Annotated in this window: 26 protein-coding genes; 12 read left to right on the top strand and 14 right to left on the bottom strand. The window is 72.2% G+C overall.

The annotated features are described in order from the left end of the window. Positions 1-25: 25 nt before the first annotated feature. The gene (locus GSY65_RS00985; RefSeq protein WP_159765366.1) at positions 26-937 is read left to right on the top strand and encodes a LysR family transcriptional regulator ArgP; all 912 of its coding nucleotides are present in this window, start codon (positions 26-28) and stop codon (positions 935-937) included. Positions 938-956: 19 nt separating this feature from the next. On the opposite strand, the gene GSY65_RS00990 is transcribed toward GSY65_RS00985, so the two are convergent. Next, positions 957-1,619, bottom strand: coding sequence for an NUDIX domain-containing protein (locus GSY65_RS00990; RefSeq protein WP_159775495.1), 663 nt, complete (start codon positions 1,617-1,619; stop codon positions 957-959). A gap of 110 nt (positions 1,620-1,729) precedes the next feature. On the opposite strand from GSY65_RS00990, the gene GSY65_RS00995 reads away from it, so the two are divergent. Continuing rightward, positions 1,730-2,404: an AIM24 family protein gene (locus GSY65_RS00995; RefSeq protein WP_159765368.1), complete on the top strand. Its 675-nt coding sequence runs from the start codon at positions 1,730-1,732 to the stop codon at positions 2,402-2,404. A gap of 115 nt (positions 2,405-2,519) precedes the next feature. Beyond that, the gene (locus tag GSY65_RS01000) at positions 2,520-3,146 is read left to right on the top strand and encodes an alpha-ketoglutarate-dependent dioxygenase AlkB (protein ID WP_159765370.1); all 627 of its coding nucleotides are present in this window, start codon (positions 2,520-2,522) and stop codon (positions 3,144-3,146) included. A gap of 150 nt (positions 3,147-3,296) precedes the next feature. On the opposite strand, the gene GSY65_RS01005 is transcribed toward GSY65_RS01000, so the two are convergent. Next, complete coding sequence (locus GSY65_RS01005) at positions 3,297-4,544, bottom strand: FAD-dependent monooxygenase (protein ID WP_201452424.1); 1,248 nt, start codon at positions 4,542-4,544, stop codon at positions 3,297-3,299. A gap of 340 nt (positions 4,545-4,884) precedes the next feature. Between GSY65_RS01005 and melC1 the strand changes: the two genes are divergently transcribed. Beyond that, positions 4,885-5,250 (top strand): apotyrosinase chaperone MelC1, encoded by a 366-nt coding sequence (gene melC1, locus GSY65_RS01010; RefSeq protein WP_159765374.1) that lies wholly within the window; start codon positions 4,885-4,887, stop codon positions 5,248-5,250. Between the two features lie 70 nt (positions 5,251-5,320). Next, complete coding sequence (gene melC2 / locus GSY65_RS01015) at positions 5,321-6,148, top strand: tyrosinase MelC2 (RefSeq protein WP_159765376.1); 828 nt, start codon at positions 5,321-5,323, stop codon at positions 6,146-6,148. Here the strand turns inward: melC2 and GSY65_RS01020 are convergent. Continuing rightward, a complete protein-coding gene (locus GSY65_RS01020; protein ID WP_159765378.1) occupies positions 6,145-6,867 on the bottom strand; it encodes a ribonuclease H family protein in 723 nt (240 codons plus the stop codon). The genes melC2 and GSY65_RS01020 overlap by 4 nt on opposite strands. A 74-nt stretch (positions 6,868-6,941) precedes the next feature. Further along, positions 6,942-7,748, bottom strand: coding sequence for a VOC family protein (locus GSY65_RS01025; protein WP_159765380.1), 807 nt, complete (start codon positions 7,746-7,748; stop codon positions 6,942-6,944). A 206-nt stretch (positions 7,749-7,954) separates the two neighbouring features. On the opposite strand from GSY65_RS01025, the gene GSY65_RS01030 reads away from it, so the two are divergent. Then, positions 7,955-8,386 (top strand): hypothetical protein, encoded by a 432-nt coding sequence (locus GSY65_RS01030; protein WP_159765382.1) that lies wholly within the window; start codon positions 7,955-7,957, stop codon positions 8,384-8,386. Positions 8,387-8,469: 83 nt separating this feature from the next. Further along, complete coding sequence (locus tag GSY65_RS01035) at positions 8,470-9,144, top strand: DUF3105 domain-containing protein (RefSeq protein ID WP_159765384.1); 675 nt, start codon at positions 8,470-8,472, stop codon at positions 9,142-9,144. 128 nt (positions 9,145-9,272) lie between these two features. On the opposite strand, the gene GSY65_RS01040 is transcribed toward GSY65_RS01035, so the two are convergent. Continuing rightward, positions 9,273-10,277, bottom strand: coding sequence for a TerC family protein (locus GSY65_RS01040; protein ID WP_159765386.1), 1,005 nt, complete (start codon positions 10,275-10,277; stop codon positions 9,273-9,275). Between the two features lie 160 nt (positions 10,278-10,437). After that, positions 10,438-10,920: a VOC family protein gene (locus tag GSY65_RS01045; RefSeq protein ID WP_159765388.1), complete on the bottom strand. Its 483-nt coding sequence runs from the start codon at positions 10,918-10,920 to the stop codon at positions 10,438-10,440. A gap of 241 nt (positions 10,921-11,161) precedes the next feature. Between GSY65_RS01045 and GSY65_RS01050 the strand changes: the two genes are divergently transcribed. Next, positions 11,162-11,818: a ClpP family protease gene (locus GSY65_RS01050; RefSeq protein ID WP_159765390.1), complete on the top strand. Its 657-nt coding sequence runs from the start codon at positions 11,162-11,164 to the stop codon at positions 11,816-11,818. Continuing rightward, complete coding sequence (locus GSY65_RS01055; RefSeq protein WP_159765393.1) at positions 11,818-12,414, top strand: ClpP family protease; 597 nt, start codon at positions 11,818-11,820, stop codon at positions 12,412-12,414. Before GSY65_RS01050 ends, GSY65_RS01055 begins: the two co-directional genes overlap by 1 nt. Before the next feature lie 78 nt (positions 12,415-12,492). Here the strand turns inward: GSY65_RS01055 and GSY65_RS01060 are convergent, their stop codons facing one another. Next, positions 12,493-12,996: a helix-turn-helix domain-containing protein gene (locus tag GSY65_RS01060; RefSeq protein ID WP_159765395.1), complete on the bottom strand. Its 504-nt coding sequence runs from the start codon at positions 12,994-12,996 to the stop codon at positions 12,493-12,495. Positions 12,997-13,414: 418 nt separating this feature from the next. Between GSY65_RS01060 and GSY65_RS34235 the strand changes: the two genes are divergently transcribed. After that, positions 13,415-13,537, top strand: coding sequence for a hypothetical protein (locus tag GSY65_RS34235; protein ID WP_268978178.1), 123 nt, complete (start codon positions 13,415-13,417; stop codon positions 13,535-13,537). 61 nt (positions 13,538-13,598) lie between these two features. On the opposite strand, the gene GSY65_RS01065 is transcribed toward GSY65_RS34235, so the two are convergent. Further along, entirely contained in the window at positions 13,599-14,951 is a 1,353-nt protein-coding gene (locus tag GSY65_RS01065; RefSeq protein ID WP_201452425.1) for a DUF6777 domain-containing protein, read from the bottom strand. Positions 14,952-15,114: 163 nt separating this feature from the next. On the opposite strand from GSY65_RS01065, the gene GSY65_RS01070 reads away from it, so the two are divergent. Further along, on the top strand, positions 15,115-16,401 hold the full coding sequence (locus GSY65_RS01070; RefSeq protein WP_159765397.1) for a streptophobe family protein: 1,287 nt from the start codon (positions 15,115-15,117) through the stop codon (positions 16,399-16,401). A gap of 70 nt (positions 16,402-16,471) precedes the next feature. On the opposite strand, the gene GSY65_RS01075 is transcribed toward GSY65_RS01070, so the two are convergent. The 5 genes from GSY65_RS01075 to GSY65_RS01095 all read right to left on the bottom strand — a co-directional run bounded on the left by GSY65_RS01075 (position 16,472) and on the right by GSY65_RS01095 (position 21,854). After that, complete coding sequence (locus GSY65_RS01075) at positions 16,472-17,767, bottom strand: MFS transporter (protein ID WP_159765399.1); 1,296 nt, start codon at positions 17,765-17,767, stop codon at positions 16,472-16,474. After that, positions 17,764-19,014, bottom strand: a complete 1,251-nt coding sequence (locus GSY65_RS01080) for a PLP-dependent cysteine synthase family protein (protein ID WP_159765401.1) — start codon at positions 19,012-19,014, stop codon at positions 17,764-17,766. Before GSY65_RS01080 ends, GSY65_RS01075 begins: the two co-directional genes overlap by 4 nt. A 151-nt stretch (positions 19,015-19,165) precedes the next feature. Beyond that, positions 19,166-19,594: a hypothetical protein gene (locus tag GSY65_RS01085; RefSeq protein ID WP_159765403.1), complete on the bottom strand. Its 429-nt coding sequence runs from the start codon at positions 19,592-19,594 to the stop codon at positions 19,166-19,168. Between the two features lie 216 nt (positions 19,595-19,810). After that, positions 19,811-20,224, bottom strand: coding sequence for a hypothetical protein (locus GSY65_RS01090; RefSeq protein ID WP_159765405.1), 414 nt, complete (start codon positions 20,222-20,224; stop codon positions 19,811-19,813). 277 nt (positions 20,225-20,501) lie between these two features. Beyond that, positions 20,502-21,854, bottom strand: a complete 1,353-nt coding sequence (locus tag GSY65_RS01095; protein ID WP_236579647.1) for a lysine N(6)-hydroxylase/L-ornithine N(5)-oxygenase family protein — start codon at positions 21,852-21,854, stop codon at positions 20,502-20,504. Positions 21,855-21,974: 120 nt separating this feature from the next. On the opposite strand from GSY65_RS01095, the gene GSY65_RS01100 reads away from it, so the two are divergent. Further along, a complete protein-coding gene (locus GSY65_RS01100; protein ID WP_159765409.1) occupies positions 21,975-22,922 on the top strand; it encodes a methionyl-tRNA formyltransferase in 948 nt (315 codons plus the stop codon). Between the two features lie 81 nt (positions 22,923-23,003). Here the strand turns inward: GSY65_RS01100 and GSY65_RS01105 are convergent, their stop codons facing one another. Then, complete coding sequence (locus tag GSY65_RS01105; RefSeq protein WP_159775499.1) at positions 23,004-23,831, bottom strand: ABC transporter ATP-binding protein; 828 nt, start codon at positions 23,829-23,831, stop codon at positions 23,004-23,006. Positions 23,832-23,846 lie beyond the last annotated feature (15 nt).

A 23,846-nucleotide genomic window follows, 5' to 3' on the forward strand; every position in this document is an offset into this window, starting at 1 on the left:
AGATTCTTACGTATCATGAGCTCTCGTGATGTCCCAGCTTCCCCTTGATCTCGTCCGGACCCTGCTGGCCGTGGTGGACGAGGGCACGTTCGACGCCGCGGCCGGCGCGCTGCATGTGACGCCGTCGGCCGTCAGCCAGCGGGTCAAGGCCCTGGAGCAGCGGGTGGGCCGGGTTCTGCTGATCCGGGAGAAGCCGGTGCGGCCCACCGAGTCGGGCGAGGTGATCGTGCGGTTCGCGCGCCAGTTGTCCCGTCTGGAGCACGACGCGCACGCCGCGCTCGGCATGACGGGCGCAGGGGAGGCGACCCGGGTGTCGATCGCGGTGAACGCGGACTCGCTGGCCACCTGGTTCCTGCCCGCGCTGACCCGGGTGCCGGAGGAGCTGCGGCCCTGTTACGAGCTGCTGCGCGAGGACGAGCAGCACACGGCCCGGCTGCTGCGCGAGGGGCTGGTGATGGCCGCGGTCACCTCGGCACCGGACGCCGTGGCCAGCTGCTCCGTGCGTCCCCTCGGACGGATGCGGTATCTGCCGGTCGCGGCTCCGGCCTTCGCCCGGCGGTGGTTCGGCGTCGGACCGGAGGTGCCGCTGGAGGAGGTGATCGTCGACGCGCCGGTGGTGTTCTTCGACCGGCGGGACGAGTTCCAGGACGCCTTCGTACGGCGGCTGACCGGGGGCCGCCCGGCCTCGGCCCGACGGCACTACGTGCCGACGTCGGAGGGTTTCGTCGACGCGGTGGTCGGCGGCATGGGCTGGGGCATGGTGCCCGCCACCCAGGCGGAGCCGCTGCTCGCGGCGGGACGGCTGGTCGGTCTGGCTCCGGAGCGGGCCATGGACGCCCCACTGTTCTGGCAGCAGTGGAAGCTGGACTCCCCGGCGCTGACCGCGGTGGCCGAGGCGGTCGCCGCCGAGGCCGCCGAGGCGCTGGAGGGCACCTGACGGCCGCGGCGTCGGAAGATCACGGCTTGAACGGGCCCTCCAGCGCGGCCCATTGCAGCAGCATGATGGTCTTGGCGTCGGCGATCTCCCCGCTGCGGATCATCTCCAGGGCGCGCCGGAAGGGCAGTTCGACGAGTTCGATGTCCTCGCCCTCCTCGTCCAGGCCGCCGCCTTCGTGGGTGCGGGTCGAGGGGCTGTACGGGGCGGCGAAGAAGCTGATCCGCTCGGTGACGGAGCCGGGGCTCATGTAGACGTCGAAGACGTGCTGGATGTCGCCGATCGTGTGGCCCGTCTCCTCGACTACCTCACGCCGCACGGCGACCTCGGGGTGCTCGTCCTCGTCGTCGAGCAGACCGCCCGGCGTCTCGACGAGCATGCCGTCGGTGTGGCCGTTGACGTACACGGGATAGCGGAACTGGCGGGTGAGGAGGACGGTTTCACGTGCGGTGTCGTAGAGCAGGACGGTGGCGCCGTTGCCCCGGTCGTGCGTCTCGCGCTCCTGGGTGCTCCAGGTGCCGTCGGCGTGCTGGAAGTCGAAGGTGGTGGTGCGCTCCACGTACCAGTGGCAGGACAGCAGTTTCACGTCCCGCACCCTGACCCGCGGGTTGCCGGTGAGGCCGAGGCCCGTGCGGTCGAGTCCGGTGCGGCCCCGCCGGTCGGGGATGTCGACGCCGACGTTCATGTTGGTCATGCCCGCTTGTACCATTCCGCCGCGGACGGTGCCAGGCGCCTCAAACCCCCTGCTCCGCACGTCGCTTGGCGGAACCCGGGGCTCCGGGCCAGCATGCCGGTATGAAGAGCGATCTTTTCTCCAACGAGCACCTGGTCCAGCCGGCGTACGCGCCGGGGATGAGTGTGCAGAACGCCAAGTCCATCAAGTACGCCGTCAACGGTGAGATGTTCGCGCGGCAGGGCGCGATGATCGCCTTCCGGGGGAACCTGCAGTTCGAACGCAAGGGCCAGGGCGTGGGCGGCATGCTCAAGCGCGCGGTCACCGGGGAGGGCCTGCCGCTGATGGCGGTCCGGGGCCAGGGTGAGGCCTGGTTCGCGCACGAGGCGCAGAACTGCTTCATCGTCGACGTCGAGCCGGGCGACGTGTTCACCGTCAACGGACGCAACGTGCTGTGTTTCGACGCCACGCTGTCGTACGAGATCAAGACCGTGAAGGGTGCCGGCATGACCGGTGGCGGTCTGTTCAACAGCGTGTTCACCGGCCAGGGCAAGCTCGGGCTCGTCTGCGACGGCACCCCGCTCGTCATCCCGGTCTCGCCGCAGCTCCCGGTGTTCGTCGACACGGACGCGGTGGTCGGCTGGACGGCCCACCTGCACACGTCGCTGCACCGGTCCCAGTCGTTCGGCTCGATGATCCGCGGCGGCTCCGGGGAGGCGGTGCAGCTGAAGCTGGAGGGCGAGGGGTTCGTGGTCGTGCGGCCGAGCGAGGTGACGGCGCAGGCCCAGCAGCACTGACCGGCGGCGAGGAGGGGCCGGGCCACCCCGAGCCGGGGCCCCCGGAGCCGGGTCGTCCGGTCGCGGCACACCCGTGATCGAACAGACTTTCTATTGTGAGGGGTAGGCTGGTGCCATGGCCACGCACCTCCAGGGCTCCCTCTTCGACCAGTCCGACGACCTCCGCCTCGGCCCCCTCGACGGGCTGGGCCGACGCGAGCTGGGTGCCGGGGCCTGGGTCGATCTGCTGCCCGGCTGGCTCACCGGCGCCGACGCGCTGTTCCCGCGGCTCGCCGAGGAGGTGCCCTGGCGGGCCGAGCGGCGGCAGATGTACGAGCAGGTCGTCGACGTACCCCGGCTGCTCGCCTTCTACGGCGCCGACGACCCGCTGCCGCACCCCGTCCTCCGGCAGGCCCGGGACGCGCTCTCCGCGCACTACGCCGAGGAGCTGGGCGAGCCGTTCGCCACGGCGGGGCTGTGCTACTACCGCGACGGTCGCGACAGCGTGGCCTGGCACGGCGACCGGATCGGGCGGGGCGCCCGCGAGGACACGATGGTGGCCATCCTGTCCGTGGGCGACCCCCGCGATCTGGCCCTGCGACCGCACGGCGGTGGGCGGACCCTGCGGTTCCCGCTGGGTCACGGCGACCTGATCGTGATGGGCGGCTCCTGCCAGCGCACCTGGGACCACGCGATCCCCAAGTCGACCCGGGCGGTGGGACCGCGCATCAGCGTCCAGTTCCGGCCGGGGGGTGTGCGGTAGGGAGCGGGGCGTGGCGGACACCACCCCGCCGTCGGATCCGGGCGACCGCCGCCTCCCGGTCCGGCGGGCCCCGGGCGCGGCCGTGACAGGCACGCCCGGGGGCACACGGGCAGGGGTCCGCGCGACGGACCGGTCAGGGTCGCATGAGGATCACGCCCCCTGATGCGGGGCCCCCTGGCGGGCGGCCTCTTTGCGGGGCGCGAGCGCGCGGGACTGGGAGGTGCGGGCCAGCTTCGGGCCCAGCCAGCGCTTGAGTCGGCGCAGTGCCTCCAGTCGGCCGGCGGCGCGGTCGAGGCGGTAGTAGAGCTGCGGCGGCACGTACGGCAGCAACGGGGAGTGCCGCTGGCCGAGCAGCGCGAACATCTGCTCCGGGGGGAGGTGGATGTAGCGCGGGAGGTTCTCGTACCACTGGGCGCTGTAGCGGGCCGCGCTCTGGAGGCGGAGGAGGTCGGCCTTGCGCCGGCGTTCGTACGCGGCCAGCGCGGCCTGCTTGTCCGGTTGCGCCCCGAGCTCCCGCGCCAGGCAGATGGCGTCCTCCAGGGCGAGGGTGGTGCCGGCGCCGATGGAGTAGTGGGTGGTGTGGGCGGCGTCGCCGAGCAGCACGATGTCGCCGTGGCGCCAGGTGCGGTTGGTCAGGGTGCGGAAGGTGAGCCACTGGGCGGCGCCGTCGCCCTTCTCCCGGCCGATCAGCGGGTGGCCGTCGAGGATGTCGGCGAAGATCTTCTCCAGCCGGGCCAGACCGTCCGCCTCCCCCATGCCGTCCAGGCCGAGGCCGGCGAGGGTCCGGGGGGAGCACTCGATGACGCAGGTGCTCTGCTCGCCGCTGAAGGGGTAGCCGTAGGCCCAGATCCAGCCGTGGTCGGTCTCCTGGAACGAGAACGTGAACGAGTCGAAGACCTTGGTGGTGCCGAGCCAGATGTAGGCGTTGCGGCCGAGGGTGATGTCGCTGCCGAACCGGTCGGCGTACCGCTCGCGCACCGCGCTGTGCACGCCGTCGCCCGCCACCACGAGGTCGGCGTCGGGCAATGCGTCGGCGGTGACCTCGCACTCGTACTCGACGCGCACCCCGAGGGACCGGGCGCGTTCGGCGAGCAGTTCGAGCAGCCGGTGCCGGCCGATACCGAAGCCCTCGTCGCCGGGCTGGACCGTCGTGCGGTCGCGGACGTGCGCCACGCCACTGGTCCAGCTGACGGAGTTCTGGCTGATGGCGTGGGCCGTCTCGGGGTCTCCTTCGCGGAGCTTCTCCAGTAGCTCGGACCAGTAGGTCACACCCCAGCCGTAGGTGGATCCGGCGGGGTTCCGTTCGTGGACGGTGATGTCGTGGGACGGGTCCTGACGCTTCATCAGGATCGAGAAGTACAGGCCTGCGGGTCCGCCGCCGACGCATGCGATCTTCACGCACACTCCCATTTCGCTGCGTAAAGCGATCAATTGACCACGAAGAGTAGCAGCGCGGGGGCACGGTCCGGATTCGCGTCACTTTGTGTACGTGACCCCGGCCACGACGATCACACCGCCGCCGCAAGATCATCGGCGACGACCGCCCCGCCGGGCGGAATATCCCCCTCCGCACCCATCGGGGGAGCAGTCACAACAAGATCATCTTCGTTCAAGCTTGTACGGCATTTGCTTGATTGTCCTGATCGCGGCCAACCCCCCTCCTGGGATTTCCCCGGTGATCGACTCGGTCGATAGGCATGACGGGTCACCGCACTCCCCCTTCCCAGGAGGTCTCCGCATGCCTGACATCACCCGTCGCCACGTCCTCGGAACCGGAGCCGGTGCCGCCGTCGCGGTGGCCGTGACGGCCGGCGCAGCCGCCCCGGCCGCGGTCGCCGACGATCACGACCACCACCATGGCGGGCCCGAGTCCTTCGACGAGGTCTACCGGGGGCGCCGTATACAGGGCAGAGCCACCGCGGGCGGCCACCACGGCGCCGGCTACGCCGTTCTCGTCGACGGGGTCGAGCTGCACGTGATGCGGAACGCCGACGGCAGCTGGATCAGCGTCGTCAGCCACTACTCCCCCGTGCCGACCCCGCGCGCCGCCGCGCGCGCCGCGGTCGAGGAACTCCAGGGCGCCAGCCTCGTCCCCTTCGGCTGACCGCTCCCGCACCACCACGAGCAACACCAGCACCGCCAGCACCGCCAGCACCACGAGGAGCCGCACACCCATGACCCTGCGCAAGAACCAGGCCGCCCTGACCGCCGACGAGAAGCGACGCCTCGTCGCCGCCTTCATCGAGCTGAAGCGCTCCGGCCGCTACGACGCCTTCGTCACGACGCACAACGCGTTCATCCTCGGCGACACCGACAACGGCGAGCGGACGGGCCACCGTTCGCCGTCCTTCCTGCCCTGGCACCGCAGATTCCTGCTGGAGTTCGAACGGGCCCTGCAGTCCGTGGACCCCACCGTCGCCCTGCCCTACTGGGACTGGACGACCGACCGGACGGCCCGCTCCTCGCTCTGGGCGCCGGACTTCCTCGGCGGCACCGGACGCAGCCGTGACGGGCAGGTGATGGACGGGCCGTTCGCCGCGTCCACCGGGAACTGGCCGATCAACGTGCGCGTCGACGGCCGCACCTATCTGCGTCGCGCCCTCGGCGGTGCGGTGCGGCATCTGCCGACACGGGCCGAGGTGGAGTCCGTCCTCGCGATGCCGACGTACGACATGGCGCCCTGGAACAGCGCGTCGGACGGGTTCCGCAACCATCTGGAGGGCTGGCGGGGCGTCAACCTCCACAACCGCGTGCACGTCTGGGTGGGCGGCCAGATGGGCACCGGGGTCTCCCCCAACGACCCGGTCTTCTGGCTGCACCACGCCTACATCGACAAGCTGTGGGCGCAGTGGCAGCGCCGCCACCCGGGCTCGACGTACCTGCCGGCGGCCGGCACCCCGAACGTGGTGGATCTCGACGAGACCATGAAGCCGTGGAACGACACGACGCCTGCCGCGCTGCTCGACCACACCCCGCACTACACGTTCGACACGGTCGGCTAACCGGCGTCGGTCCGCTCCGGCGTACGGCACTCGGGGTGGCCCCAGCCCTGGTCGTTCTTGGCGATGGACTCGCCCGCCGCGTAGGAGCGGCCGCACACGCAACGGCCGGGGAACTTCGCCTTGATCGTGCGGGACGAGGACGCGGACGTCCCCGCCCTGCCGCCCGCCTTGCCGGGCCTCTTCCGCGCCGGGGCCCGGCGGGTGGGGACGGCGTCGGGCGCGGCCGGGGGCTCCGGGGAGCCCAGTTCGCTGCCCGCGGGCTCCTGGACGGTCGCCGCCTGGCTCGCCGCACGGTCGGCGAAGTCGTTGAGACGGTCGCCGTCGACCTGGTGGGCGGGGACGTAGCGGAACTCGACCGTGCGGCCGGCGAGCAGTTCGTCGATCCGGACGACCAGTTCCTGGTTGGCCACCGGCTTGCCCGCCGCCGTTCGCCAGCCGTTGCGCTTCCAGCCGGGCAGCCAGGTGGTGACCGCCTTCATCGCGTACTGGGAGTCCATCCGGATCTCGATCGGGACGTCCGGGTCGGTGGCGGCCAACAGCCGCTCCAGCGCCGTGAGTTCGGCGATGTTGTTGGTGGCCATGCCCAGCGGGCCGGCCTCCCATCGGGAGGGGATCTCGTCGTCCTCGGCCACCACCCAGGCCCAGCCCGCTGGTCCGGGGTTTCCCTTGGACGCTCCGTCACAGGCGGCCACAACACGTTCCGGCATGGCGTCGATCATGCCATGCGCGGGGGTGCGGTACCGTCCACGGGCCCGGCTCCCCGCCCCCGCCGTGCGGCGCGGTGGCGGTGCGCTCAGTCCACGGGATGCAGCTTCGGCGTCTCGCCCCGGGTGCTGGTGACGTCGATCACCGAGAACGAGGCGCCCTGCGGATCGCTGAGCGCCGCGAAACGGCCGTAGGGCGTGTCCATCGGGCCGAAGCGGAGGACGCCGCCCAGCTTGGTGGCCTTGGCGACCGCGTCGTCGCAGTCGGCGACGGCGAAGTAGACGTTGATGTACGGCGGGACCTCGGGCGGGAAGTCGTCGGTCATCTTCATCCGGCCGATCAGCGACTCCTCCCCCAGGTCGAAGACCCGGAAGTCCATGCCGGGTTCGTCGGGGGTCTCCATCTGCCGGGCCCGGTAGCCGAAGACCGCGGGGAAGAAGGCGTCGGACTTCTCCACGTCGCGGGTGAAGATCTCCGCCCAGGCGTAGGCGCCGGGCACGCCCGTCGCCTCGAAGCCCTCGTGGAGGCCCGCCTGCCAGACGCCGAAGACGACGCCCTCCGGGGAGCGGGCGAGGAGCATGGAGCCGAAGTCGCCGACCTGCATCGGGTCCATCAGCAGTTCGCCGCCGTGTTCGCGGATCCTGGCGCCGGTGGCGTGCACGTCGGAGGTGGCGAAGTACAGGCACCAGGCGGACTGGCCCTCCTGGCCGGGCATCGGCGGGACGACCGCGGCCACCGCCTTGCCGCCCGCGTACGCCTGGGTGTAGTTGCCGTACTCGGAGGACGACTCGCCGAACGTCCAGCCCAGTACGTCGCCGTAGAAACTCTTGGCCCCCTCGATGTCGCTGAACATCGCGTCGGCCCAGCAGGGGACTCCGTCGGGACGTGCGGCCATGGCTGCCACTCTCCTCGGTTCGACAGGTGGTATCCGCGGATCTCACGCTAGCCAGGGGCCGCTCCGATCGCGCGCCGAACAGGGCAAAGAGGAGGAAAGCACCCCGCAGTGGAGTGAGAGGACCGGGGCGGAGCCACGGCTGTGGGTCTTCTGATAATTTCGGCGATGCTCGCACTCCTGTCCACTCGACTCATCAGGTGCGCCCCATGTCCGGCCGACCGTTCCGACGTACGGCGATGCCGTGCGCCCGCGGCTGGACGCACGCCGTGGTCGTCGTCTCGTTGGCCCTGGCGGCGTTCGTGCTCTCCTGCGTGAGCCCGCCTCCCGGCGAGGGCTCGCGGAGGACCGGTCCCCCGTTCACGGGCCCGGTGTTCACCACCACGGCGGCGGAGGCGTCCGTCGTGGCGGCGCGGAACCAGCACGCGGACCACGACCCGTGCGAGGAGGGCCCAGGACACGACTGCCACGCGTCCGACCCGCAGGCCGTTCTCGGCCACGCGCCGCTGCCGGGCGCCGACCACAGCACCGTGCCCTGGCAGCCCGGCGCCGTGCCCGCCGTGTCGGCGCTCGGCCCGGGCCGCGCCCCCGGCCGGGCCCGCCCGCCCGATCTCCACGTTCTGCAGTTGCTCCGGGTCTAGGCCGCCGCCGCGCACCCGAGACACCGAAGACGACTCGCAGCACCGCCTGCCCGAGGAGGGCACGGCGGGGAGAGGGACATCCCGTGGCTACATCCAAGGCGAAGGCCGGCAAGAACCCCAAGGGCAACAAGGAGAGCGGGAAGAGCAGGGAGGCCGCGCGGCGCGCCCGCGTCGAGGAGATACGCAAGGCCGAGCAGGCCCGTGAGCGGCGGATGCGTCTGCTCACGATCGGCGTCACCACCGTGATCCTCGCCGGACTCGTCGGCGGCGGCTGGTTCCTGATGGACGCCGCACAGGACAAGGAGGAGGCGAAGGCCGCGCCGGTCGAGGGCGTGAAGAGCTGGTCGAAGCTCACCCAGAACCACGTCACCGGGACCGTGGACTACAAGATGAGCCCGCCGGTGGGCGGTGACCACAACCAGGTGTGGGTGAACTGCGACAAGCAGGTGTACACCAAGGCCGTGCCGAACGAGAACGCGGTGCACGGGCTGGAGCACGGCGCGGTGTGGGTGACGTACAACGACAAGGCGGCGAAGGCGGACGTCGAGTCGCTGTCCGACCTCGTGAAGAAGACCTCGTACACCTTCATGAGCCCGTACGAGGACCAGTCGTCGCCGATCGTGCTGAGCGCCTGGGGGCACCAGCTGAAGGTGGACGAGGCGTCCGACTCGCGGGTGCGGAAGTTCCTCGACAAGTACGTCCAGGGCGAGCAGACGCCGGAGCCGGGTGCCGCGTGCTCGGGCGGCATGACGCCGTGAGCTGAGCGCGCGGGGGCGTCCGGCCGGGCCGGGCGCCCTCGTGGCCGGACCCTCGCCGGAGCGCGCCCCTGAGGGCTGTCGTCACACTCCGGCCCGCCGGCCCCGCGACGCCCGGCCGGGTCCGCTGTTCAGACCCGCTGCGAGGCGGGTTCGGCCTCCGGGTCCGGGCGCTCGTCGGAGGGGGGGTCCTGCCGCTGGTAGCGCGTGGCCCACAGGCTCGTCGCGGTCGTCACGCCGAGGACCAGGACGATGAACCCGAGCGAGAAGGGGATGGAGATCTCGAGGACGTGGACGCCGGACTCGTGCAGCGCGTGCAGGACCAGCTTGACGCCGATGAAGCCGAGGATGAGCGACAGGCCGTAGGAGAGGTGGACCAGCTTCCTCAGCAGGCCACCGATGAGGAAGTACAGCTGCCTCAGGCCCATCAGCGCGAACGCGTTGGCCGTGAAGACGATGTACGGCTCCTGGGTGAGGCCGTAGATCGCGGGGATCGAGTCGAGGGCGAAGAGGACGTCGGTGGAGCCGATCGCCAGCATGACGACCAGCATCGGCGTCATGACGCGCTTGCCGTTCTGCTCGATCCACAGCTTGGTGCCGTGGTAGCGATCGGCCACGCCGAAACGTTTCTCGACGGCCTTGAGCAGCTTGTTCTCCTCGTACTCCTCGTCCTGGCTGTCCTTGCGGGCGTCCTGGACGAGCTTCCAGGCGGTCCAGACGAGGAAGGCGCCGAAGAGGTAGAAGACCCACGAGAAGCTGGAGATGATCGCCGCACCGGCCGCGATGAACACGGCGCGCAGCACCAGCGCCATGAGGACGCCGATCATCAGGACGCGCTGCTGGTACTGCGAGGGCACCGCGAACTTCGCCATGATCAGCACGAAGACGAAGAGGTTGTCGACGCTCAGCGACTTCTCGGTGATGAACCCCGCGAAGAACTCCCCTGCGGGTTTCCCTCCGCCGAAGGCCAGCAGACCGAGGCCGAACGCGACGGCGAGGGCGACCCAGACGCCCGACCAGATGCCGGCTTCCTTGATCGACACGTCGTGGGGTTTGCGGCCGACGAAGAAGTCCACTGCGACCAGCACGCACAGGGCCACGACGGTGAGCAGCCAGGTGCTGAGGGAGACGTTCACGGTTCCTCCGGTGACGGGTGGTGCACGGGAAAGCGTCATCCGGCCACTTGACCACCGCCACCCGAAACAGGTGAAGAAACGGCGAAGATGCGGTGCGTGCCTGGGTGGGCGCCCTTTCGGGGGAAGCGCCCACCAGGGTGCGAGCGCCTGGCGCCGGTCGCTACTCGCCCGCGTACGCCTTCTCCAGGGCGGCGATGTCCAGCTTGCCCATCGACATCATCGCCGCGTTCGCCCGCGACACCCGCTGTGGGTCGGGGTCGCTGATCATCTCCATGAGCCGGGTGGGGACGACCTGCCAGGACACGCCGAACCTGTCCTTGAGCCACCCGCAGGGGCCCGGCTCGCCGCCGCCCTCGGTCAGCCTGCTCCAGTAGTGGTCCACCTCGTCCTGGTCCGCGCAGAAGACCTGGAAGGAGATGGCCTCGGTGAACGTGAACTGCGGGCCGCCGTTGAGGGCGACGAACCGCTGGCCGTTGGCCTCGAACTCCACGGTGAGGACGGTGCCGGCCGGGCCCGGGCCGCCCTCGGGGTAGTGGGTGACCCGGCCCAGCCGGGAGTTCTTGAAGATCGAGACGTAGTGGGCGGCCGCTTCCTCGGCCTGGCCGTCGAACCACAGGCAGGTGGTGAATCCGTCACTGGACATGTGCGCCTCCTCGGGCGGGATGGGATGTCGTCTGTGTGGACCGGTCCCGACGCGGAAACTCATCGGCGGCCCGGACAGGCGTCACGCAAAGGGCTCACGCATCACGCGGACCGCTGCGAAACCGGTGCGGCTCTGCTGTCGGCGAATCTGCCGCGGGCAGAGAAAGTCCAGGTGGGAGGCGATCTCCGGGAAGTGTGGAGGCAGGCGGCCACGGTGGCCGCGTCACTGACCTGGAGGATGCATGACTCCCCTGATCACCGGCCGGGACCGGTCGCTCGCCCCGCGCGCCGAGGAGGGCGACACTCCGACCTCCCGCTTCGACGACCATCTCGCCGCACAACTGCTCGGGCAGCGGATCGTGTTCCTCGGCACCCAGGTAGACGAGGTCTCCGCCAACCGGGTCTGCGCGCAGTTGCTGCTGTTGTCGGCGGAGGACCCGCGCACCGACATCAGCCTGTACATCAACAGCCCCGGCGGTTCGGTGACGGCGGGGCTCGCCATCTACGACACGATGCGGCTGATCCCGAACGACGTGTCGACCCTCGTCATGGGCTTCGCGGCGAGCATGGGCCAGTTCCTGCTGACCGTGGGCGCGCGGGGCAAGCGGTACGCGCTGCCCAACGCGAGGATCATGATGCACCAGCCGTCGGCGGGCATCGGCGGCACCGCCGCCGACATCGCGATCCAGGCGGAGAACCTGGAGTTCACCAAGCGGGCCGTCGAGCGGATCACCGCCGAGCACACCGGCCAGGCCCCGGAGACGATCGCCAGGGACGGCGACCGGGACCGCTGGTTCACCGCCGAGCAGGCCAGGGAGTACGGGATGGTCGACCGGGTCGTCGAGTCGCTCGACGACGTCCGCCCGGCCACGTCCCGCCGACGGATGGGACTGCAGTGATGGGAACGTACACGATTCCGAACGTGGTGGAGCGGACCCCGCAGGGCGAGCGGTCCTACGACGTGTACAGCCGACTGCTGTCCGAGCGGATCATCTTCCTCGGCACGGAGATCGACGACGGGGTGGCGAACGTCGTCATCGCGCAGCTGCTGCACCTGGAGTCGTCGGCGCCGGACAGCGAGATCGCGATCTACATCAACTCGCCGGGCGGATCGTTCACTTCGCTGATGGCGATCTACGACACGATGTCGTTCGTGCGGGCGCCGATCTCGACGGTCTGCGTGGGGCAGGCGGCGTCCACGGCGGCGGTGCTGCTCGCGGGCGGGGACCCGGGGCGGCGGTACGTGCTGGAACACGCACGCGTGCTGCTGGGACAGCCGGCCAGCGGGGGCAGCCGCGGGACGGTGTCGGACCTCGCCCTGCAGGCCAAGGAGATGGCGCGGATCCGGGCCCAGGTCGAGGAGGTGCTGGGCCGGCACACCCACCACGACGTGGCGGTCCTGCGGGCCGACATGGACCGCGACAAGGTGTTCACCGCGGCGGAGGCGGTGGCGTACGGGCTGGCCGACGACGTGCTGCGTCGACGGGAGGTGTGAGGGGCTGACGGGCCCGTCGCCGTGCCGTCCCGCGCCCCCGGGGAACACCGGGGGCGCGGGACGGCAGGGGTACGCCGTTCAGGCCACCAGGCAGAGGCCGTTGTGCGGGGTGCCGGGGGTGGTCGCGCGGCGCGCCGCGGACGGGACGGTGCGGCGGCCCGACACCGACGGGGGCGTCCGGCGCGTCAGGGACGTGGTCGTACGGCGGGTCAGTTCGTCCCCGGCCAGGGCCAGCAGGTCGCCGAGGTTCAGCCCGAGGGCCCGGGCGGCGGCCGCGAGGACCTCGGAGGACGCCTCCTTGCGGCCGCGCTCCACCTCGGAGAGGTACGGCATGGAGATCCGTGCCGCGTCGGCCACGTCCTTCAGGGTGCGTTCCTGGGCGAGCCGCTCACGCCGGAGCACGTCGCCGACGAGGTCCCGCCAGAGGGGTTCCCGCACGGGCGGGGCGGCGGGGGCGGGGCCCGGTCCCGTGGCGGGGCCGGGTGCCGGGCGGGGCTGCTGCTGCAGGGGCGGGCGGGCCGTGCGGGCGGTCGCCGGGCGCAGCGGGATGACGCGGGCTTCGTTCGACGCTGGTTGGCTCACCCGTCCAGCCTAGTGCCGCAGCAGGCAACGGTTACCCGTCGAGGAGCGGCGTTTGGTGCGTGCTCTCGGCATGCCGGGCGCACGTCCTCGTGCTGGATGTACTCGGGCCTGTGCCCGGTGCGGCGAGAGTGCGTGCCGGGCGTCGCGACGGGGCGAACGTTGCCTGTCGCGGCACTAGGAGTCCTGAACGGGACGGGAGGGCCGCGGAGTTCCGCCCTCAGGGAAATTCCGGTCCCCCACCCGGACGGGGTCACGACGCGCGGACGCCCGGCCCTCCACGCCCCGTCCCGGACGCGTCCGTCGGTGCCGTACGACCCTCGCGCCCCACGGGCCGTCAAACAGGACGCCGGACGAGGAACGGGCCCTTTTCCGGACACCCCCGCGCTGCCCGGCCGTCTCTTTCTCTTGGGAGCCGTACATGCGCAAGAACCGTTCCGCCGCTCTCGCGGCGGCGACATTCCTTCTCGTCTCCGGCGCCGCGATCGTCGCCGCTCCGTCGGCGTACGCCGGGGTGCCGGGCATGGCCGCGATCGACGAGTGAGCCGGAGGGGCCCCGCAGCCCCCGGTGGGCCTCCCGCACGGCCGCGGGAGGCCCGTTCCGGTCAGGTGCCGTTCGACGCGGGCGCGCTGGAGAGGGGCGCGGACTCGCTCGTCGTACCGCCGTTTTGTGGGGTGCCGCTCGTCTCGGGGGCCTGCGGCTGGGGCTGCGGGGGCGCGGAGGTCGAGCTCTCCGGTGCCGGCGGGTTCGACGAGGACGGGTTCGCCGGGGACGACGACGGGCAGGGGCTGCCGGTCCCGTCCCGTGCGCCGCCCTTCGAGGTGGACGGGCACGGTTCCGGCGACTTGGTGGGGGGTGTCTCGGAGGACGGGGTCGAGACCGACGGGGACGGCCGGTCGACCGGCGGGGTGGTCTTCCTGTCCTGGCCACCGGTGTCGCCGGCCCGGCGGCTGAACCAGTCGTCGCGGGCGGGGTCGTACAGGACGAAGACGTCGACGACCACGGTCGAGCGCTCGACGACCACGACGTTCTGCGGCCGGTACGACGGCCACGCGTCGCCCTTGGGCTGGGGGGTGGACTTCAGCGCGACCGGCGGGCGCAGCGGGTTGCCGCAGGCGCAGCGCACGCGGGGCACGCCCCGGTCGTCGACGAGGACGGCGGTGCCGGCCTGGAGGACGGCCTGGTAGGCGGTGGCGGCGCCGTCGCGGTAGCCGTGGTTGGTGACCCGGGTGTCCATGCGCAGCTGCACCGGGGTGAGCGCGCGCAGATAGCCGGGCACGCCGGACGCCCTGACGCCGACGACGTCCGCGAACGCCTCGTTCTTGGCGGGCACCGCCTGAAGGTACCTGATCTGCTTCTCGACGTCGCAGCTGGCGGTGTTGCGGGTGCCGCCGTAGAGGCCGGGGGCCGAACCGTCCACGGCGCGGGTGACGTTGGCGGGCTCCGACGGGGTCGGTGAGGCGGAGGGGCTCTGCGGGACGGAGCTGTCGACCGCCGTCGACCTGGTGAACGGGTCGGGGCCGGACTTCCCGGCCGCCTGGAGGAAGACCTCTCCGCCGCCGTTGTCGCCGGACCCGCCGGTGCGGGTGAGGACGACGGCCAGCACCACGGCGACGACGGCCGCGGTGGCGATGAGGGCGACCCGGGGTGCGGACCGCCACCAGGGGCGCCCCGGCCAGCCGGGGCCCGGCACGGAGTCGCCGGAGCCCTCGCCCGGACCACCGGGACCACCCGGTCCGCCCGGTCCGCCACCGGTGTCGCCCGGACCTCCGCCGGTCCCGCCGGAGCCCGGACCTCCGCCGGTACCGCCGGTCCCGCCGTCGGTGCCTCCGGGACCGGCGGCGTCGCCGGGCCTCGTCGGCCCGGTGGAGGGCGGCGGGCCGGGCCGCGACGGCCCGGACAGGGGGCCGGAGGGGGGTCCGGTCGGGCGGCCGGAGGAGGGTTGGTCGGCGCTCACGGGTCGTCTCCCACCGTAGGGATTTCGCAGCTTTTCTCACTCTTGGTGCGGTTCTGCCACGCGACAGGGCCATTGTGTGTCCTGGTCCCGCTCCGCCCGCAAGCCGGGCGGCACCCGTCCGTCCGGCGCGCGGAGTGACCTCGCCGTGCTTAGCGTGGCAAGGGTGAGTCCTCAGACCCTGCGTTCCCCGCGGACGGCGCCCGAGCGGGAGGCCGCCCGGCACGGCTGGCTCCAGGCCCTCGGCACGGTCCTCGCCGGGCTGGTCGTGATGGTGGTGGTGGCCGCGCTCGGTCTGTGGGCGGCGGGTGCGGCGGACCTGCCGGACAACGCCTTCCCGCGGGTGGTCGCGGCCGCCGTCGTGACGGCGGTCGGCGGCACCGTCGAGCTCTCCGGCGGCGCCGGGGCCATCGCCGAGACCCAGGCCGGACTGACCGTGATCCCGCTGTCGGTGACCCTCGCGGGGGCGCTGGTGATCGCCGCCGGGTTCCTGCGCCCGCTGCGGCACCGCGCGGTGGCGGGGGCGACCGAGCTCGCGGGCTGGGCCGTACGCATCGCCGTGCTGTGGCTCGCGGCGCTCATCGGGGTCTCGCTCGGCGCGCGGCAGACGTTCGACATCCCCCTCGGAGACGTGGGGGACTTCCTCGGCATGTCGGCCGACGTGGGCTTCGAGACGGACATCGCGTCCACCGTCCTGTTCGGGCTGCTGTGGCTCGCCGGGATCCTCGTCCTCGCTCTGCTCGTCTCCCGCGCGGCTCCGCTCCCGCCACGGCTGCTGCGGTTCCAGGAGTCGGTGCGTCCGGCGGCGTACGCCATGGTGGCGCTGCTGCTGGCCTACGTGGCACTCGGCGTCGTCATCGGGATCGTGGTGGCCGCGACACGGGGGCACGCCGCGGAGACGGCCGCGGTCATGCTGCTGGGTCTGCCGAACGTCGTGTGGCTGACGTTCACGGTCGGGCTGGGCGCCACCTGGGACGGGCAGGTCGAGGGGCCCTTCGGGCTGCCGATGCCTCACCTGCTGGACCAGGTGCTGCGCGGTCCCGACGTCTCCGAGCTGAATCTCGGCTCCCTGGCCGAGTACGACGGACGGGTGTGGTGGCTGGTGGTGGTCGACGCCGTACTGCTGCTGGCCGCCGCGTTCGTGATGGCGGCCCGCTCCCCGGCGCGGGTGCGGCTGTGGCAGCACGCGGTGCACATGGCGGTCGCCCTCGTCCTCACCGTGCTGATGATCTGCCTCGTCGCCAGGATCTCCGCCCACTACGGCCTGTCGATCATCGGTATCGGCGATCTCGGCGGCGATCTGGGCGGGGAGCTGTATCTGCGGCCCCGGCTGTGGTCGGCGCTGGGGTTCGCCGCGCTGTGGGGGCTGGTGACGGGTTGCGCGGGCGGGCTGCTGGCCAGGCGGGTCCGGCGGCGCGGTGCGGTCGACGACGTCGCACGAGGCGGACGGTGAAGGGGCGGGCGCCGTGCAGCGCCCGCCCCTTGACGTCAGCCGTCGGTGACTGTGCCGGTGCCGGTGCCGGTCAGACCGTCACCGGCCGGGACGCGGCCGGTGCGGCCAGGCGGCCCGTGCGGTGCAGTCCGTGCACGGCGGCCGCGCAGGCGAGGCCGAGCGCGCACAGCGAGATCCACGGCAGCGCGGGCAGGCCCGCCTCCTGGGCGGCGTCCAGGGCGGCCCCGGTGAGGAGGTTGCCGACGGTGATGCCGAGCCCGCAGACCGTGTTGTAGAGACCGTAGTGCGTGGCGACGAGCCGGTCCCCGGAGAGGCGGACGATGGTGTCCATCTCGAAGGGGTACGCGATCATCGTGCCGACGGCGAGGAGCAGCGCGGCCAGCGCGGGCGGGACGGCTGCCGCGAGCCACCGGGCGACGCCGGGCCCTGGCACCGGCAGAGCGGCGGTCACCAGCAGGGGCAGGAAGGCGACGCCCATGACGGCCAGACCGCGGATCAGGGCCTGGCCCGGCTCGTAGCGGGCCCTGCACCAGGCGGTGACCCGGGTCTGCCCGAGGATGGTGCTGAGCCCGGAGACCGCGAAGAGCACCGCCACCGCGGCCGTGCCGAACGCACCGTCCCCGCCGATCCGCCGTACCTCCAGGGGCAGGGCCAGATAGACCTGGAAGGTGAGGACGTACGAGCCGATCATCGCCGTGGAGAACAGCAGGAAGGCCCGGTTGGCCAGGATGCCGCGCCACTGGGTGAGCACGCTCTCCCGGTGTCCGTCGGGCTGTCGACCGTCATCCTCCCGGCCGCGCGCCGGCAGGGCCCGGATCTGCACGACGGAGAGCACGGCGAAGACCCCGGCCGCCGTCAGGCAGGTGACGCGGAAGTCGACGCCGGTGAGGACCATGCCGACGAGCGGGCCGAGCAGGATTCCGGCCTGGTAGAAGACGTTGAACAGGGCGAACGCCTCGACCCTGCGCTCCCCCGCCTCCGCCGCGAGGTAGGCGCGGACGGCCGGGTTGAAGAGCGCGCCGGCGAGACCGGTGGCCGCCGAAGCGGCCAGCAGCGCGGGCAGCGAGTCGACGAAGCCGAGCGCGGCGAAGCCGACGGTGCGCAGTAGGCATCCGGCGACGATCAGGGGCTTGTAGCCGAGGCGGTCGGCGAGGGTGCCGCCCACCACGAACATGCCCTGCTGGCTGAAGTTCCGTACGCCCAGCACGAGCCCGACGACCCAGCCGGCGAGGCCGAGCGAGCCGGACAGATGGGCGGCCAGATAGGGCATCAGCATGTAGAACCCGAGGTTGATGGTGAACTGGTTGACCATCAGCAACTGGACGGCGCGGTCGTGGGAGCGCACCTGGGCGAGCGTGCCCTTCACTCGGCGGCCTCCTCACGGACCGCGGAGGGCAGGGTGAGGGGGTCGACGACGTGGGCGCAGCGGGTCCAGCGGTCGACCTCCCTCTCGTCGGCGCGACCGATGACGTCGGGGGCCGGTGGCGGCGGCCCGTCGAGGAGGCCGTGCCGGGCGCAGTACGCGTCGTCGTAGACGGTGTCGAGGTAGCGCTGCGGTCCGTCGGGGAAGACCGCCGCGATCCGCGTGTCGGGGGCCTCGGTGCGGGCCAGCCAGCCGGCGACCAGCGCCACGGCGCCGACGCTCCAGCCGCCGGTGGCGTAGTGCGAGGCGGCGAGACGGCGGCAGGTGTGCACCGCCTCGCTCGGGGCGACCCAGTGCACCTCGTCGAAGGTGGCGTAGGCGACGTTGCGGGGGTAGATGCTGGAGCCGAGTCCGCGCATCAGCCGGGGGCGGGCGGGCTGGCCGAAGATGGTCGAGCCGATGGTGTCGACGCCGACGATCCGGATGTCCGGGTACAACTGGCGCAGCACCCGGCCGATACCCGCGGAGTGCCCTCCGGTGCCGACGCTGCACACGAGGACGTCGATGTGCCCGAGTGCGGTGGCGAGTTCGAGGGCGAGCGGGGTGTACGCGGTGGTGTTGTCGGGGTTGTTGTACTGGTCGGGGCACCAGGAGCCGGGGTGGCGGAGCAGCAGTTCGGTGACCCGGTCGCGCCGTGCCTGCTGCCAGCCGCCCGTGGGATGGGAGTCGGTGACGATGTCGACCTCTGCGCCGTAGACGCCGAGCAGGCGGGTCATGGACGGTTCGAGTCCCGGGTCGGTGACCAGGGTGACGGGATGGCCGTGGACCATTCCGGCGAGCGCCAGCCCGAGGCCGAGGGTGCCACTGGTGGATTCGATGATCCGCGCGCCGGGGAGCAACTCGCCTCGGGCGCGGGCCCGTTCGACCATGTAGAGGCCGGGCCGGTCCTTGATGCCGCCGGGGTTGAAGCCCTCCAGCTTGGCCCAGAAGCCACGCCCCGCCGGGGTCAGCGGTTCGGACACGCGCAGGAGGGGCGTGTTGCCGACGAGGGCGGGCAGCGCCGAACCGCCGGACGCGGTGCGTGAGTCGGCGGGGAAGCCGGGCGTGTCGGGCAGGCCGGCGGGTACGCGGGCCACCGTGCCGTGCGTGGCCTCGTCGGTCGCGGGACCGTGCGCGGGGCCGCCTGTGGGGGGTGTGGTGGCCGTGCCGGTGGTGGCCGTGCCAGTGGTCGTCTTGGTGATCGACTTCATGTCGTTCGCTCTCGCTGGACGATGCGACGGATGGACGGTCTTCTCGCGCCGGGCCTCGGGCGGACGGACGGATGCGGCCGGTGGGCCGGCCGGTCCGCCCGGCGGGAGCGGGGCGCGGCAGCCGGTACGGGTCCGGCTGCGGGCGAGAGGTCTAGATGCGCCACCGGGAGCTGCGGGCGAGGGCGATCCGGCCGGTACGGGCGCGCCGCTGGCCGTGCGGGCGACGGCGCCCCCGCCACGGCGGACGCACCGCGGTCACGGCGACCGCGCTGAGCTGCGGCGCGTGATCGGTCGCGGGCGGAAGGTCGGACTGCGTGGCGGAGGCGCGCAGGACGCCGGGGGGCACGCACTCCTCGGCCGTGTGGTGGTCGTGGGGCCCGTGCGGTGTCTCGTGGCTGGAGGACGGTTCCACCTTCGTCTGGACGGTGGAGGACGGCGCCGGCGTCCGGTGGGACTGGTCGACCGGCCCGTGCACGAACGCGCACAGGACGATCGTGATCAGCAGGCAGCCGCGGACGAGGGCGGCGAGCAGCCTCAGCCAGGACGAGTGGACCCACGCCCGGTGGACGTACGAGGGCATGCGGGTGCGTGGGGGCCGGACGTGCGAGGGCATGCGGGTGCGTGGGGGCCGGACGTGCGAGGGCATGCGGGTGCGTGGGGGCACGGGGGTCCTCCGGGCGCGCGTCGGCTCGGCGGTGTGTGGCCTGTGTTCAGGGCACGTGGGAGCGAGCGGCGGACGTGGATGCGGGCGCGGGCGCGTAGGGGGTGAGCCGGTCGGGCGGAGGCGACCCGGGGCCTAGATCTGGCGGACCACCAGCGATCTCACGGTGCCGCCGGACAGGGCGGTCGGCGACGCGTCCCCTGTGCGGTGGGCGCTCGGCACCTGTTCCGGAGCCGTCGCCTCGCCGATCGACACCGCGCAGCGGGGCTGGGCGAGGGCAGGCCCCTGGTTCGGCTGGCCGGAGGCGCAGTGGTCGGCCGGGTGGCCCGGTCCGTGGTCGCCGCGTCCTTCGTGCGTACCGCAGGGTGCGGTGGCTCGGACGACCAGGTGCGTGCCGGGGGCGGCCGTGGGGGCGTCGGCTGCGGCCGGGTGCGCGGGCGGTGGGGTGGCCCGCGCGGTGGAGCCGGCCACCAGGTGTCCGGCTGCGCTTTCGGCGATGGCGCCGTGCAGGAGGACGACGGCGAAGAGCAGCACGGCGAGGCCGAGCACACGTGGCAGCGGGCCCGCTGGGACGCGGGCCCGACGCGTGCGTCGGGTGGACCAGGCCGTGATCACGCCGTGATGCTAACGCGTCGCGGACGCCGATCGTCCGGTTCCGCCGGGCGAGAGTGCCAACTCGCCAGGCGAATGACCGGTTTGCTTCGGCGGGCGTGTCGTCGGGTGAGGGCCGGGTGCCGTCGGTGGGGAGGCGGGTGTCGGTCGACGGGCGGGTGCGGGTGGTCGCTCGGGGGGACACCGCACCCGGGAGGGGCCACGTCCCCGGAGGTCAGGCGTCGACGGTGGGGGCCGGCGCCTCGTTCGCCGGGTCGAGGGAGCGGCGGGCCAGGAGGGACGCGCAGATCTCTCCGGCGCGGACCGCGGTGGTGGACAGGAGGGTGGAGGTGAGCCCGTGGGTGTGTTCGGTGCCGCCCTGGAGGTAGATGTCGGCGGTGACGTTGGGGGCGGTGGCCACGCGGTGGTCGCGGCCGACCCGCAGGGCGTCCTCGTCGTCGCGGAGGCACAGCTTGCCGACCTCGCCGAGGTGGTCGGCGAGGCCCTGCGGCTGGTAGCCGGTGGCGTAGACGAGGAGGTCGGAGGCGAGGATCTCGCGCTCCCCCGTCGGCAGGAACTCGACGGTCACCCGTACGTCGTCCGCGGTGGCCGCGACGTCACGAATGCGGGAGACGTTCATCATCCGCAGCCGCTCGTGCCCCTGGACCTTCTCCTGGTACATCGACCGGGACAGCGATTCGATCAGGTCCATGTCGACGACGGAGTAGTTGGTGCTGCGGTGGTAGTCGAACAGGGACCGCTTCACCTCGCGGGGCGCCCCGTAGTACAGGTCGACGGCCTCGGGGTCGAAGATCTTGTTGGCGAAGGGGCTGTCGTCGGCCGGTGTGTAGCCGTACTTGGCGAAGACGGAGCAGATCTCGGCGTCGGGGAAACTGCGGTGGAGGTAGTCGACTGCTTCCGCCGCGCTCTGGCCGGCGCCGAGGACGACGGCTCGGCGCACGGGTGTCCCGGAGCGGCGGACCTCGTCGACCCGTGGCAGTAACTGGCTGTTGTGCCAGACCCGTTCGGACAACACCGCGCCGGGCGGGAGGTGGGGTTCGAGGCCCGTGGCGATGCAGATGCTGCGAGCGCGGCGGACCGTCGGCCGGCCGGGGTCGCCGGGGGTGCGGGTGATGACGTCGTAGAAGCGGATCTCGCCGTCCTCGGTGACGGGGCGGACGGCGACGACCTCGGCGGAGTACTCGACGAGGTGGGCGACGCGGGCGGCGGCCCATTCGAAGTAGTCGTGGAACTCGATGCGCAGCGGGAAGAGGGTCTTGAGGTTGAGGAAGTCGACGAGTCTGCCCCGGTCGCGCAGATAGCACAGGAAGCTGAAGTCGCTCGTCGGGTCCCGCATCGTCACGAGGTCCTTCAGGAAGGACACCTGCATGGTGGCGTCGTCGATGAGCATGCCGCGGTGCCAGCCGAACCGGGGCTGCCGTTCCAGGAATCCTACCCGGAGCCCGTCCCGCCCGCCGGACCTGACGGAGTGTTCGTGCAGGGCGATGGCGAGTGCGAGGTTCGATGGGCCGAATCCGATGCCCAGTACGTCGTAGATGGGGTCGGGCCCGGTTTGCAGCGTCGTCACCGCTTCATCGCCTCCCATAGGTGGGGCACGGAGTTCCCCTGGCGGGAACATCGACCTCCCCCAAGCAGAGCCATGTTAGATAAGGTTAGCCTTACCTAGCAACGGCTGAGGAGGGCTCATATGCGGGTCGTCATGTTCGGTTACCAGACCTGGGGACACCGGACGCTGCAAGCTCTGCTGGAATCCAGGCACGAGGTGGTCCTGGCCGTCACCCACCCCAGGAGCGACCACGCGTACGAGAAGATCTGGAACGACTCCGTCGCCGATCTCGCCGAACAGCACGGTGTCCCGGTCCTGTTGCGCAACCGGCCGGGCGACGAGGAACTGCTGGGCAGGCTGAAGGAGGCGGAGCCGGACCTCATCGTGGCGAACAACTGGCGTACGTGGCTGCCGCCGGAGATCTTCGACCTGCCGACGCACGGCACGCTCAACATCCATGACTCGCTGCTGCCCTCGTACGCCGGTTTCTCGCCGCTCATCTGGGCCCTCATCAACGGCGAGCGGGAGGTCGGGGTCACCGCGCACCGCATGGACGCCGAACTCGACATGGGGGACGTGCTGGTGCAGCGCGCGGTGCCGGTCGGGCCCCGCGACACGGCGACGGACCTGTTCCACCGGACGGTCGATCTGATCGGTCCGATCGTCGCCGACTCGCTCGAACTCATCGCCTCCGGCAAGGCCGTGTGGACACCCCAGGACCGCTCCCGGTCGAGTTTCTTCCACAAGCGGTCCGAGGAGGACAGCCGCATCGACTGGACGTGGACCGCCGAGGAGTTGGAGCGGTTCGTGCGGGCCCAGTCGGACCCGTATCCGAACGCGTTCACCCATCACCGCGGCGAGCGCCTGCGGATCGTCTCCGCCGCGGTGTCCGAGGGCCGCTACGGCGGCACGCCCGGCCGGATCTTCATCCGCGAGGGCGACGGTGTCGTCGTCGTCGCCGGGGCCGGGGCCCGCTCGGGACGGCTGCCGGGGCTCGTGGTCGAGCGGGTGCGGACGGAGGACGGTTCGGAGTACGCGGCGACGGAGTACTTCCGCACGATGGGCGGGTACCTGACGGCGCACCCCTGATCGACCGGGCCGTCGCGGTGCTCCCGGCGCACGCCGGGCCCGAGCACCTCGACGGCCTCCGGCACCTGCCGGTGCCGTGCGTCAGCCGGTGGTGGCGCCCGGCACCGGCACGGCGGCGGGGTCCGGGGTGTTCTCGTGGTGGCGGCCCATCGGGACCACCAGGGGGGTGCCGCTGACGGGGTCCTCGCCGACGACGCAGCGCAGCCCGAAGACCTCCTCGACCATCACGGCGGTGATGACGTCGGCGGGGGCGCCCTCGCCCGCGACACGGCCCGCCTTCATGGCGATGACGTGGTCGGCGTAGCGGCAGGCCTGGTTGAGGTCGTGCAGCACCATCACGACGGTGCGGCCCTGGTGCCGGTTGAGGTCGGTGACGAGGTCGAGGACGTCGATCTGGTGGGCGAGGTCCAGATACGTGGTCGGCTCGTCCAGCAGCAGTACGGGGGTGCCCTGGGCCACGGCCATGGCGATCCAGGCGCGCTGGCGCTGCCCGCCGGAGAGTTCGTCGACGGGCCGGTGCGCGAGGTCGGTCATGGCGGTGGCGCGGAGCGCCTCGTGCACGGCCTCCTCGTCGCTCTGCGACCACTGCCGCCACCACGTCTGGTGCGGAGACCGGCCGCGCCCCACCAGGTCGACAACCGTAAGCCCTTCGGGAGCCACGGGTGACTGCGGCAGGATGCCGAGCTTCTGCGCGAGGGTGCGGGTCGGAATGGAGTGCACCGAGCGGCCGTCGAGGTGGACGGCGCCCGCCCTGGGGGTGAGCAGCCGGGCGAGGGCGCGCAGCAGGGTGGACTTGCCGCAGGCGTTGGCGCCGACGATCGCGGTGACCCGGCCGGTGGGGATCACCAGATCGAGGTCCTCGACGACGACACGGTCGTCGTAGGCCAGGCGCAGGCCGTGGGCGCGCAGGTCGGGGCCGCCGCC

The sequence above is a fragment of the Streptomyces sp. HM190 genome, from assembly GCF_009857135.1.
In the GTDB taxonomy this organism is placed as follows: domain Bacteria; phylum Actinomycetota; class Actinomycetes; order Streptomycetales; family Streptomycetaceae; genus Streptomyces; species Streptomyces heilongjiangensis.